The following is an 11996-nucleotide window of genomic DNA, read 5'->3' on the forward strand; positions in this document are numbered from 1 at the left end:
GCGGCCAGGACGGTCGCCCCGTTCGTCCGCCCGACACGGGTGGACGGAACGGGGCGGCCCCCGCGGGCGCCCTACGGCCCCGGCGGCGCCGTCAGGTCCAGGGCTCGGGCGAGGGCGGAGGACACCGCGGCGACGTGGTCGGGACGGTACCGAGTGGCCCGGTCGGTGGCCAGCTGGTGGAGGCCGGTCAGCTCGCGTTCGGCGCCCGCCGGCAGCCGCCGCAGCTCGGTGACGGACAGCTCGATCACCGGGCTGCCGTCGGTGTCGGAGTCCACCGTCAACCGGACGGTGTCGCCGAGGCGTTCCGCGAGCGGGGAGGGGCGTGCCCGAAGGAGGCCCGTCCGTTGCCGTCGAGTTTCCCGAGCCGGCGGCGGACGTCGAGGCGCAAGTCCCGAACGGAAGCGCACCCTGGCCGGTGCGAGGGAACGCGGTGGTCCGCCGGCGGCAGCCGCCGGTCCCGCATGGGGCCGGGAGGGCGCAGGGGAACGGCATCGGTGCCCGGTGCGGAGAAGACGCATCCCCCGACGGCATCCGGGGAGCGGGGTTCGGGCGAAGAGTGAGATGTGGCGGGCAGCCCGAGGACCCGCCGCCTCCCGGCTCGTCCCAGCAAAGGGGAAGCTCATGACCATCGATCGCCTCAAGGGCGCCGCCGTCGCCGCAGCCGGTGCGCTCCTCGTACCGCTTCCGCTCTTCGCGGCCGCTCCCACAGCACAGGCGGGTCCCGCGGTGGAGCCGTTCGGACCCGGCTGCGCCGCGCTGCCGACGAGTGGCGAGGGCAGCCCGGCCGAGATGGCGGACGACCCGGTCGCCACGGCCGCCTCGCACCAGCCGGAGCTGTCCACCCTCGTCAGCGCCGTTCAGAAGGCCGGGCTGGTCGAGACGTTGAACAGCGCCGACGGGATCACGCTCTTCGCGCCGACCAACGACGCCTTCGCCAAGATCCCCAAGGCTCAGCTCGACGCGGTACTCAACGACCAGGAGCAGTTGAAGAAGCTCCTGACCTACCACGTCGTCGGTACGGAGGTCACCGTGGACCGGTTGCCCGACGGCAGGTTCAAGACTCTCGAAGGAGCCGAACTGGCCACGTCCGGGTCCGGGGACTCCTTCAAGGTGAACGGCTCGGCGGCCATCCTCTGCGGCGACGTGCCCACGAGCAATGCCGTCGTCCACATCGTCGACCAGGTGCTCCAGCCACCGTCCTGAGGCGGCCCCGTCCCGCCGGGGAGAGCGTATCCGGGCCCCGGGGCCCGGGGGTCCGGGTGCGGAGGAGGCGCCTTGGCGGGCGGCCCGTCGTCGTGCGCGTCGCGGGTCAGGACGTCAGCGCTGCCCTGGCCCGTGCTTCCTCAACGGCGGCCTTGAGCCCGTCGGCGTCGTACGCGCCGTGGTACCGGCGGCCGTTGACGAAGAACGACGGAGTACCGGAGACCCCGCTCAGATCGGCCGATTCCACGTCCTCCGCCACCCGCGCGGCGCCCTTGCGCTTGCGCAGATCACGCCGGAACCGCTCGGTGTCCAGTCCCAGCCCTTCCGCGTACCGGACGAGGTCGGGCGTGTTCAGGGCGCCCTGGTGGTCCATCAGGAGGTCGTGCATGTCCCAGAAGCGGTCCTGCCCGGCGGCCGCCTCAGTCGCCTCCGCGGCCGACCGCGCATGGGGATGGACGTCGTCGAGAGGCAGGTGCCGCCACACGTAGCGGACGTCGCCCGAGTCCCGCAGGAGTCCGCGCACCACTGCTTCGGCCTGGCCGCAGTACGGGCACTCGAAGTCGCCGTACTCGACGAGCGTGACCGGGGCGGTCGGGGGCCCCCGCACGTGGTCCCGCTCCGGATCGACGGGGACGGCGAGGTCCACGATGGTCTCGGCACGGCCCAGCAGCGCTCTCAGCCGCAGTTTCGGGGGAAGGAGGGACAGGACGCCCGTCAGCAGCCGGCCCAGGACGAACGAGCACAGGACCGCTGTCAGGACGCCGAGCTTCGCCTCGGTCAGTCGTGTCCCCTCGAAGGCGAACGTCGCGATCAGCAGGGACACCGTGAAGGGCGCGCCGGCGAGGGTGCCTCCCACGGCGACCGCGCCCCAGCCCGCGGGCGGGCGCAGCCGGCCCGCGCTGATCAGCGTGGTGAGCAGTGATCCGCCCAGGATCCCCAGCGGCTTCCCGATCACGAAGGCGAGCAGGACTCCCAGGGTGACGGGGGACGTGACGGCTCGGGAAAGCCGTTCGGCGCCGAGCTCGATCCCGGCGTTGGCCAGGGCGAACAAAGGTGCGATGACGAAGCCGGCCCAGGGGTGGTAGAGCCGCTGCAGACGCTCGTTCGGGGAGACCGCCGATGCCAGACCGCGTCGTACGGTCACCTCGAGCTCGGGAGTGGGCTGCTCGCGGAAGAAGCGGAACAGGTCGCTCGCCCGCTCCAGTTCTCCGCGCGCCGCCGGGTAGGCGGCGAAGATGAGGCCCATCGCCAGACCGGTGACGACCGGGTCGATCCCGGACTCGAGCAGCGCGACCCACAGAACCGCCGCCAGCAGCGCGAACACCGCTCCCCGGCGTACTCCGGCGGCGTACACCAGCCGGGCCACCGCGAACACCGCGAGGGCGAGCAGCAGGGACGGTACCGACAGGCGCTCGCTGTAGACGACGGCGACGACGGTAAGGGCGACGAAGTCGTCCACGACCGAGATGCTCAGGATGAACACGCGGAGGCCGGGAGGCATGCGCCTTCCCAGGAGGGCGAGCATGCCGAGCGCGAACGCCGTGTCCGTGGACATCGCCACTCCCCAGCCCGCCGCGGACGGCTCTCCCGCGTTGGCGGCGAGGTACACGAGAACGGGGAGGAGCATGCCGCTGAGTCCGGCGACCAGGGGCAGGGCCGTGCGCCGGCGTTCGCGGAGCTCACCCAGGTCGAACTCGCGGCGGGCCTCGAGGCCGACCACGAAGAAGAACAGCGCCATCAGGCCGCTGTTGACCCACTCCCTCAGACCGAGGCCCACTCCGTAGGCTCCGAGCTGCACGGAGAGCTCCGTCCGCCACAGTGCCTCGTACGCCGCCGGTGCCAGGTTGGCCCACACCAGGGCGGCCAGGGCCGCCGTCACGAGGGCTGCGGCGCTTGCGGTCTCCGTGCGCAGGAAGTCCCGGAGCGGCGACCTCGTGTCGCGGCTCCACCTGGTCAGCCCCGGGAACGCCCGGGGTGCCGGTCCTGCGCCCACCACGCCATCATCGGGTGACGAAGTCGATCCGGCCTCTGCACGAGGTGCCGGTGAGGCGCGCGGGGCCGGTCGGCGGCAGGGGTGCCCGAGTGCTGAGCAGGACTGCAGGAGCCGCAGGAGCGGTCGGCCCGGCCATGCTGCCGCGGCCCGGGCTTGCGCCGACCCCGGGGCCACCCCCGGGCGATCCTATTTTGCGTTTACTTTGCCATCCGGGAACCTGGACCCGTCCGACGGCGTTGACCGGGTACGGCGCGCGGAAGCGCGGCCGACGACCGGCAACAGACCGACAGCAGAAGCCGAGGTGGCACCAGTGGCGATGTGGGACCGGCTCAAGGAGCAGGCCAAGAACCTCCAGCAGTCCCAGAGCGCTCGGGGAAGCGGCGGGCAGGGGCAGGGGCACGGCCCCTTCGGGCAGGGACAGCACGGAGGCCACGGGCGGGGTTCGTCGTCCGGCGGTTCCAAGGCGCAGTTGATCGGGCTGTTCAAGTCCCAGCTCGCATCGGTGAAGACCGAGCTCAAGAGCGGCGCCTACCGGGACGCCAGCATGGCGATGTGCGCTCTGGTGGCCGCGGCCGACGGGCATGTCGACCCCGCGGAGCGGCAGCGCGTCGAGGAGATGATCGTCTCGAACGAGGTACTGCAGAACTTCCCCGCAGACCAGCTTCGCCAGCGGTTCAACCAGCACGTGGACCGGCTCACGGCCAACTTCGAGCTGGGCAAGGCGGAAGCGCTGAAGGAGATCGCCAAGGCGGCCAAGAAGCCGCAGGAGGCCCGCGCCGTCGTTCAGACCGGCATGGTCATCGCGGGTGCCGACGGGTACGTGGAGCCGTCCGAGCAGCAGGCGATCCGTGAGGCCTGCGCCGGACTCGGCATCTCACCCGCGGAGTTCGGCGTCTGAGTGACGCCGCGGCCGCCGGCCCTGCGCCACACGGAACCGGCGGCCGCGGCGGCCGCTGCTGCCGGTCGCCTCGGCGGCACTCTCCCGCACGCACCCGCCCTCAGTGGCGGCTGCGGCGCGCGGTGGTCTTGCGGTAGCCGAAGGGGCCCGGCGGGTCCATGGAGGTGGTGCGGCGGCCCGTCGAGGAGTACGTGCGCCTGGCGCCATCGCCCTTGGCGAGGGTGATGGACACGGACTTGCGGTTGATGTTGAGGCGGACTCCCGGAAGTATGCGGAAACTCTTGCGGAACGTGACGGGCACGATGCGCTCCTTTCGTAGGCCGTCCGTCTTCCCCGAGTCCCCGCCTTTACGCGACGTGGTGCCGTCGTGAGTTCTCGTACCGATGCCCGCACGGGCCCCCGGCCGGCCGGGCGGCGCCGGACGCGGAAGCCGTGGAGGACGCCGGCGGCGGTGTCGGGCACCGCGGCCGGCAAGGGGCGTCGGGCGGCCCGGGCCGCACACGCGGCGGCCATACGCGGAGGTGGCGTCAGACCGAAGACGTCAGGGCGAGAGCGGCGCGGGCGCCCCACCGCCCGGGGCCCTCACTGCACACGGCGAAGTCCCCGACCCGGTGTTCGCAGCACAGACGGTCGACTCGTGAAGCGCAGCAGAGCCTCGTACCGACGCAGGAACCGTCGAGCGCACACGTCACCGTGGCGCTCCCCCGCTCCCGTTGCCGGACCCGCTCCCAGGCACCGGCCTGCCCCGGCGGCGGACCTTCCGCCAGACGCGCCCCTTTCCCGCGCCCCGGGCCTGCGCCGGGTCCGGACCTGTATCGAGCTCCGGACACGCCCCGTGCTCGGCGCCCTCGCGGGGATCCGTACGGTCCCTCGGCCGCCCGCGCCGCAGTGCGCTGCGGCCACAGCTGCGCAGTTGTGCCGGACAGACCTGCGGACGCCGGCCGCCGCCGGCGATGAGGGCGTTGACCGGCGACATGGGGTCGGCGCCCAGGGACTTCGCGACCAGGATCCCCACCATCAACGGGAGCAGGGCAGCGGCCAGGGCGGAGCCCGTGGTGGTGACCTGCTGCATACGGGGACGGCGAGATGCGTCGGGGTTCATGACACCAGTCCAGCAGCGGGCGGTCCCGAGGACATCGGGTGGCGTACTCAGCCGGCACGTCCTCATGTACTCAGGCGCGCACGCGTTCGCGGCCCCCCCGTTACCTTTTTCGTGGCCCTGCAGTGGGCCCTGGGCTCCGGGCCCGGCATGACTGTCGCCCCCTGTCGAAGGCATGACCTGGGGGGTGGTGTCACCGGGCCAGAGGGCACCGACTGACCGCTGATGAGAGGCCTGACCGTCACCTGGCCGGCGCAATGGCGGGCCGAACGCGGGTGACTGGTCTGCGTAACGTGGATGCGCGCATACGGTGTCGACGCCCGAGGCAACCCGTCACGACCGGCACCGGCGACTCCCCCGAACCCAACCGAAGACAAAGAAGATCAAGACGAACCCACACCCTAACCCCACGGCCGCGGACCGGCCGCGCGGGCGCGACGGCAGCGCGCCGACCGCCCGGACGGACCGGGCCGAACGGTTGCGGCCGGGTGCCGTTGGCAGCCCGGCCAGGGGCACACACCGTGGTGGGAGCGGCGAGCCGGGCTTCTCGGCCGCCCCGCGCGGTCGGGAGAACGTCGGCACCGCGTACGATCGGCCGGTCGCCCACAGGAAGCCCGCTCGTTGACCGCCGTCGTACCACCACCCCGAACCGCCGTAGGCCTGCTGCGCGTCGGGCTCCGCGTCCGCGTCGAGGACGGCGGGGAACTGCCCGCCTTCCTGTGGGGCGCCGGTCCGGGGTGGCGCATGATCAGCAACGCCGTGCTCGGCGGGGGTGTCGGCGAACGTGCCTGGGTCCTCAACGCCCAGGTCGCCCACGGCTATCGGCGCGAGGACCCGGACCGTCATCTCGCCCGGCTGGCGGGAGACTTCGGGATGCGGGGGCCGGGCGTCGGGCTGATGACGGCGGCCGACGTCTCGCGCAACGGCCGTGCGTGCGACGGGGGTGTCGAGGCCGTCGCGACGGTGGGAATCGCGGTGCGCGGCTGGGCCGCCGCAGCGGACGAGGGCGGCGTCGCGCTCGCGGCACCGGGCACGATCAACATCGTCGCGGCGCTCCCGGTGGCGCTCACCGACGCCGCCCTGGTCAACGCGGTGGCCACGGCCACCGAGGCAAAGGTCCAGGCACTGATCGAGGCGGGCTACGAGTGCTCGGGCACGCCCACCGACGCCGTGTGCGTCGCCGCGCGCGTCCCCCGTCCCGGCGAGGAGGTCCAGTCCTTCGCCGGCCCTCGTTCCCTGTGGGGTGCCCGTCTGGCCCGCGCGGTCCACCGGGCGGTGGGGGCCGCGACGCCCGCACCGTAGCGACGTGTGCAACCGGACAGTGCGAGCCGCCCCGAGGACCGCCTCGTGGCCACGGACCGTCCGCCGTCCGCCTCGGGTCGGAGCGCCTGCACTGGAAGGATGGAGCGGACCACAACGCGGGGAAGTCGGAAGGAAAGTAGGGGGACGCATATGGCCGTGCTGCTTCTGTGCGGAGTCGTCGCACTCGCCTTGGGCGGGTGCGGCTGTGTGGTGTGGGCGGCGCGGGGCGGCCCGCGCTGGGCGCGGATCGTGGCGGCCGGGACCCTGGCGGCGGCCGAGTTGGTGGGCCGCTCGGGACGGACGCGCGCAGGCGGGGACTCCGACGACTGAGGAGTCGTGTCGTCCGGGCGGCCGGGGCAGCCGTTGCGCCTGGCCAGACTGCGGACGAGGACGAGCGAACCCACCGCCATGGCGGTCATGTGCATCCAGGCGGGGGCGGTCGAGGCGTCCGCCGCGGCCGTCACGATCGAGGTCGTCCCGGCCTGCGGGTGGTGAGGTTCCGGGGAGCGGTGTGCTCCCCGGAACGGGGCGCCGGATCCGCCGTGGTCACGGCCGGGTGCGGCGCGTATGTCGGTGGGCCGCCCCGCCCCGTGGGGGGTGCCGTTCGGTCACGTCCCGCGGGTACCCCGCGACCGCCGGGTGACGCCCTCTCACGGCGCGGGGGCGGTCCGGGGAGTGCGCCTGCGGACGCGGTCGAGGGCCGGTGCCGTCAGCGGCGACGGGCCCGGCCGGACCGCCGGCCGGCGCCGACCCCGGCGACGTGCAGTGCCAGCAGCGCGAGACCGAGCAGCATGACGTTCCCCGAGGTGAAGGCCTGATGGGTGGCGATGTCCGCCGCGCTGATCAGGTAGGCGATGAAGAAGAGTACGGCCGCGGCTGTACCGAGCATGGCGTGGGCTCCCTCGTTCCGTGGGGTGTGGAGCCCGTATGCCCCCCCGGTTCCCGGTTCCAGTCCCGGGTTGCCGGAGTGACGCCACGGCGACGAAGCGGCCGTACCGGTCCGGCGCACGGGAGCGGGCGCTGCCCCGTGACGTGCGGGACCGCTTCCGGCCGTCGCCCGGGTCCGGCCGGGCTTCGGGGTGCATGTACCCGACGCGGGCCCTCCGGCGTGTTCCGGCTTCCGGGCCGGCCGCGCGGGAAGCCCGCACCGTCGCCCCCGGGGAAAACGGGTGGCCCCGCTCCGGTCCCGGTGCTGGGATGGCGCGATGCATGAGGCAACTGTGAGCGTGGACCGGGGGCAGTACCACGATGCGGTGACCCCCTGGGAGCAGGAGGCCTGGCGGGGCGCGGCCGTCGGCTGGGTGGCGGAGGTGCTGGCCGCACGCGGTCTGCGGGCGACGGGCCGGTGGGAGGTGCGACTGCGTCCCTGGTCGGTCCTGGTGCGGATCCCGGTCCGGGGAGGCAACACCGTCTGGTTCAAGGCCAACCCTCCGGCCAGTGCCTTCGAGGGCGCGCTGAGCGCGGCGCTGGCCCGCTGGGTGCCGGAGCACGTGCTGGAGCCGCTGGCCGTCGACGCGGAGCGCGGGTGGTCGCTGCTGCCCGACGGAGGCGAACTGTTCAGGAACGTACTCGGACGGGAGGCCGTCGGGCCCGGCACCTGGGAAGAGGTCCTTCGCCAGTACGCGACCATGCAGCGTGCACTCGTTCCCCGCGCACGGGAGATGGAGGAGCTGGGCGTCCCCGGCGCTCGTACCGCCGCCTTGCCTGACCTCTTCGACCGGCTGGTCGCGGAGAACACCGCGCCGGGCTCCGACGAGCGCCGGGACCTCGAGCAGCTCCGGCCGCGGCTCGTGGACTGGTGCGCCGAACTCGCGGCCGTGGGTGTCGCCGACTCCCTGGACCACTCCGACCTGCACGACGCCCAGTTGTTCGTCCGGGAGCCGGGCCGGTTCACCTTCTTCGACTGGGGCGACGCGGCCGTCTCCCACCCCTTCTGCAGCCTGCTCGTGCCCGCCCGCAGAGCGAGTGAACGCCTTGGCCCCGAGGTGCTGCCCCGGTTGCGCGACGCCTATCTGGAACCGTGGACCGGGGCCGGGTCGACGGCAGCCGAGCTGCGACGGGCGGTGGGCCTCGCATGGCGTCTGAGCGCTCTCGGACGCGCCTGTTCGTGGGGCCGGCTGTTCCCCGCGGCGTACGGCACGTCAGGCGACACAGGAGCAGCGGAGCGGGTTCGCTGGCTGATGGAGCTCCGCAACGATCCGCCTGTCCGGGCTCCGGCGCGCTCGCGCCGGGGTGTCACACCGTCCGGGCCGCGGTGAACCCTCGCCCGGCGGGAGTCCACCGCGCGTGGGGGCTCACCGGACCGGGCCGCCGGCCCCGGCGGTGACCACCCGCGCCCGGGCGGGCGGCGAGTCCGGCACGTAGTGGGGATCGTCCTCGTTCGCAGCCCCCGACGGGTGGTGCCGTGGGAAGAGGCCCACGACGGTCCGGCACGGTGGTCGTGTGCCGGGCCAGGGGGTCTGCCCGTCGGTCAGGGCGACGACGACGGCCGGCCGGGGCGCTCCGGAAGCGCCCCGGCGAAGGCCGTGTGGAGATCCGTGCCGCCCCACCGACGAGGGGGATGCCATCGGCACCGCACAAGGGTTGGACGGACCGGGCCGCCGCGTCGCACGGCACCACGCCCACCAGGTCGCAACGGCCGCGGACGGCCCGGGCGATGGCGGCGACCTCCAGGAGCGCGCTGCCCGGTTCGGTGTCGCTGACCGATGCGGAGGCGTCGACGACCACGCAGACGCGCGACGGGGTGCGCCGAAGCCCGGGCAGACGGGCAGAACGGCGCCGGGCACTCCGGCCGGGCGACGCGACGGCCTTCCGCAGGTGTCGTTCCACGGCCCGGACCAGGAGCGCCCACGCGGCGTCCCAGCGGGAGCGCCCCGGGCGCTTGCGGACCGCCGCGACGACTCCGTCGAGCGCGGCCTGACGCAGGTCCCCCGGCTCCGGAAGGACGGTACCCGCGGGGTCGCCGGTGGACGCCCGCTCCGGCTCCCGGCAGCGGGAGCGTTCCGGAGCCGGAGCCACGTGCTCGGCGTTTCGGCCATCCGGCTGCACTGCGGTGTCCCCTGTACGGCAGGGGTGGTGGTGCCCCTGCTCGCCACTGCCGGGCCGGGCAGCGCTGCCACTACGTCCGAAACCGGCCGTCCGAACGGCCGCTCCCCGTCGTTGATCCCGTCGGGCGCCGGTCCCGAGGCGGTTCCAGGGACGGCTTGCCGGCCTCGTACGGTTCGGGTCCCATGCCCTACGGCGGTCCCGAACACGACGTACGACAGCTCGAGTCGACACGGAAACCCGCCGCAGCCCCGCACCTCCACACCGCGAGAAAGGCCGAACGTGACCACACTGCGCGCCGAAGACGACCCCGGCGGGAACGCCGTTCCGCAGCCCCCGGCACCCCACCCGGCGGTGTCCCGGTGTGCGGGCGACGGACCGACGGGCGGTCCGGCGCACGCAACGGCAGCCCGGTTTCCGGCACGGTGCGGCGGGAGGACGTCGTGAGTGCGACGTGGCTGCCGCCGGAGCAGTATGCCGAGACGCTGATGAAGGCGACCGCCTTCGCTTGCCTGTTCTTCACCGACGAGGACGACCGGCCGGTGCAGTTGAGGGCGGTGTACTCGCAGGCGCATCCCTGGCAGTGGCCGGGCGGGACGATGGATCCGGGTGAGCGACCGTGGGAGACGGCGGTGCGGGAGTGCCGGGAGGAGACCGGCATGGTCGTCGAGGGACCCACGCGGCTCCTGGCCGCCGTGTACGGCCTGCCGGGCGCGGAGTGGCCGTACAGCACGGTGGGGTTCGTCTTCGACGGCGGCCGGCTCACGGCGGAACGGATCGCGGGCATCACCCTGGACCCGGCCGAGCACGACGCCGTGCGCGTCCTCTCGCCGAAGGAGTGGCGGGCGCACATGCCGGAGCGGGACTTCGCGCGGCTGCGCGCCGTGCTGGAGGCGCGCCGAACGGGCGTGACGGCGTACTTCGACGCCTGGGACTGGGACGACTGAGCCTGTCACACAACGGTTCGAAGCCAATCGAACATCCAGCGAGAGGGAGGGTGGCGACACGCCCCCGGGCCGCCGAATGCCGGGAGACGGCCGCACCGGTCCGGTGTGATCGTGGCCGACTCGTTTCGTCGAGACCCTCTAGGAGAGATCATGCGCATGCGCATCGCGTCCACCGTGGCCGCCCTCGCCGTTGCCGGCGTCGTCGCCGGCGCCGGCAGCGCCGTGGCGGACAGTGGGGCGGAGGCCGCGGCCGCGGGCAGCCCGGGTGTGCTGTCGGGCAACGTCATCCAGGTCCCGCTCCACGTGCCGCTGAACCTCTGCGGCAACTCACTCGGTGTCATCAGCCTGCTCAACCCGGCCGCCGGCAACGCCTGCCTCAACGGCTGACCGCACCCCGCCGCACCGGGAACCCGGTGCGCCCCGGGCCCCGGGACGGCCGGCCCGCCGGCAGTCGTCGGGACCCGTACGGGCCGGACCCTCGTACCGGGGGTCCGGCCCTCGCGCTTTCCGGAAGCCGCCTCGGGCGGTCACAGCCCGGCGTGCCAGTCCCGCTCGGGCTCGCCTGCGTCGCATACGCTGCGGAAACGCCCGCCCGGCCTCCTCGGTGCCGGGCACGCACGAGCGAACGCCGTCCCACGGCGGCACCGGAAGCGGCCCGGACCTCGGAGCCGCCGGAAGCGGAAAGGGGTGCGTCATGCGGTCCCCAGGTGTGCATCTGCGGGAGATCACAGACGACAACCGGGAAGCCGTCCGCTCCCTCCGCGTACGGCGCGACCAGAAGCAGTTCGTCGCCTCGGTGTCCAAGTCGCTGAAGGAGGCGGCGAAGACGCCCGAGGCCAATCCCTGGTACCGCGCCGTGTACCGGGACGAGGAGCCGGTGGGCTTCGTGATGCTGGCGTGGAAACCGCCCACCGGCCCTTACCGGGGGCGGCACTTCCTCTGGCGCCTCCTCGTCGACAAGCGGTACCAGAAGCGGGGCATCGGCCGGGAGGCCCTGACACAGATCGCCGACCTGGTCCGTGCGGACGGGGCCACCGAACTGCTGACCAGCTACGAGCCCGGCGAGGGCGAACCGTGGCCCTTCTACCGGAAGTTCGGCTTCGAGCCCACCGGGGAGATCGACGACGGCGAGATCGTCCTGCGGCTCGCCTTTCCCGCTCGCTGAGCCCGCACGGCACAGCACGCCGACGGCTGCCCTCCAGGCCCGCACGGCTGCCGCGTGCGCCGCGGACCGGCCGCCTCCCCCGGAATCGCACACCCCGTGATGCCGGATCCAGGGCGACCCGGACTCGGTGTCGCGGTTCGCCCCGGCACCGCTCCGTCGGACGCGGTGTGTCCCCGCATCCCTCGCAGACGCACCGGGTACGTGCAGGGCGGTCCGTCCCGGTTTCCGGCCGGACGGGCTCCTGCTCCCTGCGCCGGCCCGTCGTCGCAATTCGGCCGGACGCATTCCTTCCGGAAAAGGGGGACCACGGCACCCGGAGGCCAACGCGAGGACTCACCGCCAGG

At 73.6% G+C, this 11996-nt stretch carries 14 protein-coding genes and 1 pseudogene; 9 read left to right on the forward strand and 6 right to left on the reverse strand.

Going from position 1 to position 11996, the window contains the following annotated elements; genetic code table 11:
- Window positions 1-71 precede the first annotated feature (71 nt).
- Entirely contained in the window at window positions 72-275 is a 204-nt protein-coding gene (locus tag QMZ92_RS22795; RefSeq protein WP_283299277.1) for a hypothetical protein, read from the reverse strand.
- 346 nt (window positions 276-621) lie between these two features.
- Between QMZ92_RS22795 and QMZ92_RS22800 the strand changes: the two genes are divergently transcribed.
- Entirely contained in the window at window positions 622-1203 is a 582-nt protein-coding gene (locus QMZ92_RS22800) for a fasciclin domain-containing protein (RefSeq protein WP_283299278.1), read from the forward strand.
- Window positions 1204-1309: 106 nt separating this feature from the next.
- On the opposite strand, the gene nhaA is transcribed toward QMZ92_RS22800, so the two are convergent.
- Window positions 1310-3196 carry a Na+/H+ antiporter NhaA gene (nhaA, locus tag QMZ92_RS22805; RefSeq protein ID WP_502962115.1) on the reverse strand — a complete coding sequence of 629 codons (1887 nt, stop codon included), beginning with the start codon at window positions 3194-3196 and terminating at the stop codon, window positions 1310-1312.
- A 310-nt stretch (window positions 3197-3506) separates the two neighbouring features.
- Here nhaA and QMZ92_RS22810 point away from each other — a divergent pair, with 310 nt between their 5' ends.
- Window positions 3507-4094 carry a tellurite resistance TerB family protein gene (locus QMZ92_RS22810; protein ID WP_283299279.1) on the forward strand — a complete coding sequence of 196 codons (588 nt, stop codon included), beginning with the start codon at window positions 3507-3509 and terminating at the stop codon, window positions 4092-4094.
- 100 nt (window positions 4095-4194) lie between these two features.
- On the opposite strand, the gene QMZ92_RS22815 is transcribed toward QMZ92_RS22810, so the two are convergent.
- Window positions 4195-4395 (reverse strand): DUF4236 domain-containing protein, encoded by a 201-nt coding sequence (locus QMZ92_RS22815; protein ID WP_283299280.1) that lies wholly within the window; start codon window positions 4393-4395, stop codon window positions 4195-4197.
- Window positions 4396-4782: 387 nt separating this feature from the next.
- Window positions 4783-5196, reverse strand: coding sequence for a hypothetical protein (locus QMZ92_RS22820; RefSeq protein ID WP_283299281.1), 414 nt, complete (start codon window positions 5194-5196; stop codon window positions 4783-4785).
- Window positions 5197-5814: 618 nt separating this feature from the next.
- Here QMZ92_RS22820 and QMZ92_RS22825 point away from each other — a divergent pair.
- From QMZ92_RS22825 to QMZ92_RS22835, 3 genes are all read left to right on the forward strand, one after another.
- A complete protein-coding gene (locus tag QMZ92_RS22825; protein WP_283299282.1) occupies window positions 5815-6495 on the forward strand; it encodes an adenosylcobinamide amidohydrolase in 681 nt (226 codons plus the stop codon).
- Window positions 6496-6645: 150 nt separating this feature from the next.
- Entirely contained in the window at window positions 6646-6825 is a 180-nt protein-coding gene (locus QMZ92_RS22830) for a hypothetical protein (protein WP_283299283.1), read from the forward strand.
- Between the two features lie 6 nt (window positions 6826-6831).
- The gene (locus tag QMZ92_RS22835; protein ID WP_283299284.1) at window positions 6832-6990 is read left to right on the forward strand and encodes a hypothetical protein; all 159 of its coding nucleotides are present in this window, start codon (window positions 6832-6834) and stop codon (window positions 6988-6990) included.
- A 214-nt stretch (window positions 6991-7204) separates the two neighbouring features.
- On the opposite strand, the gene QMZ92_RS22840 is transcribed toward QMZ92_RS22835, so the two are convergent.
- Window positions 7205-7384: a hypothetical protein gene (locus QMZ92_RS22840; protein ID WP_283299285.1), complete on the reverse strand. Its 180-nt coding sequence runs from the start codon at window positions 7382-7384 to the stop codon at window positions 7205-7207.
- A gap of 316 nt (window positions 7385-7700) precedes the next feature.
- Here QMZ92_RS22840 and QMZ92_RS22845 point away from each other — a divergent pair, with 316 nt between their 5' ends.
- Window positions 7701-8753, forward strand: a complete 1053-nt coding sequence (locus QMZ92_RS22845) for a phosphotransferase (RefSeq protein ID WP_283299286.1) — start codon at window positions 7701-7703, stop codon at window positions 8751-8753.
- A 36-nt stretch (window positions 8754-8789) separates the two neighbouring features.
- Here the strand turns inward: QMZ92_RS22845 and QMZ92_RS22850 are convergent.
- Window positions 8790-9380: pseudogene (locus QMZ92_RS22850) on the reverse strand (VWA-like domain-containing protein); the annotation flags it as partial.
- A 603-nt stretch (window positions 9381-9983) separates the two neighbouring features.
- Here QMZ92_RS22850 and QMZ92_RS22860 point away from each other — a divergent pair.
- The 3 genes from QMZ92_RS22860 to QMZ92_RS22870 all read left to right on the forward strand — a co-directional run bounded on the left by QMZ92_RS22860 (window position 9984) and on the right by QMZ92_RS22870 (window position 11652).
- Window positions 9984-10487, forward strand: coding sequence for an NUDIX domain-containing protein (locus tag QMZ92_RS22860; RefSeq protein ID WP_283299287.1), 504 nt, complete (start codon window positions 9984-9986; stop codon window positions 10485-10487).
- 150 nt (window positions 10488-10637) lie between these two features.
- On the forward strand, window positions 10638-10874 hold the full coding sequence (locus QMZ92_RS22865; protein ID WP_283299289.1) for a chaplin: 237 nt from the start codon (window positions 10638-10640) through the stop codon (window positions 10872-10874).
- Window positions 10875-11181: 307 nt separating this feature from the next.
- Window positions 11182-11652, forward strand: coding sequence for a GNAT family N-acetyltransferase (locus tag QMZ92_RS22870; protein ID WP_283299290.1), 471 nt, complete (start codon window positions 11182-11184; stop codon window positions 11650-11652).
- Window positions 11653-11996 lie beyond the last annotated feature (344 nt).

Source organism: Streptomyces sp. HNM0645, from assembly GCF_030056615.1.
Lineage (GTDB): Bacteria > Actinomycetota > Actinomycetes > Streptomycetales > Streptomycetaceae > Streptomyces > Streptomyces marianii.

Coding starts and splice junctions, on each gene's coding strand:
- QMZ92_RS22800 (WP_283299278.1), top strand. CDS start 622: ATGACCATCGATCGCCTCAAGGGCGCCGCCGTCGCCGCAGCCGGTGCG.
- QMZ92_RS22820 (WP_283299281.1), bottom strand. CDS start 5,196: ATGAACCCCGACGCATCTCGCCGTCCCCGTATGCAGCAGGTCACCACC.
- QMZ92_RS22830 (WP_283299283.1), top strand. CDS start 6,646: ATGGCCGTGCTGCTTCTGTGCGGAGTCGTCGCACTCGCCTTGGGCGGG.
- QMZ92_RS22840 (WP_283299285.1), bottom strand. CDS start 7,384: ATGCTCGGTACAGCCGCGGCCGTACTCTTCTTCATCGCCTACCTGATC.
- QMZ92_RS22845 (WP_283299286.1), top strand. CDS start 7,701: ATGCATGAGGCAACTGTGAGCGTGGACCGGGGGCAGTACCACGATGCG.
- QMZ92_RS22865 (WP_283299289.1), top strand. CDS start 10,638: ATGCGCATGCGCATCGCGTCCACCGTGGCCGCCCTCGCCGTTGCCGGC.
- QMZ92_RS22870 (WP_283299290.1), top strand. CDS start 11,182: ATGCGGTCCCCAGGTGTGCATCTGCGGGAGATCACAGACGACAACCGG.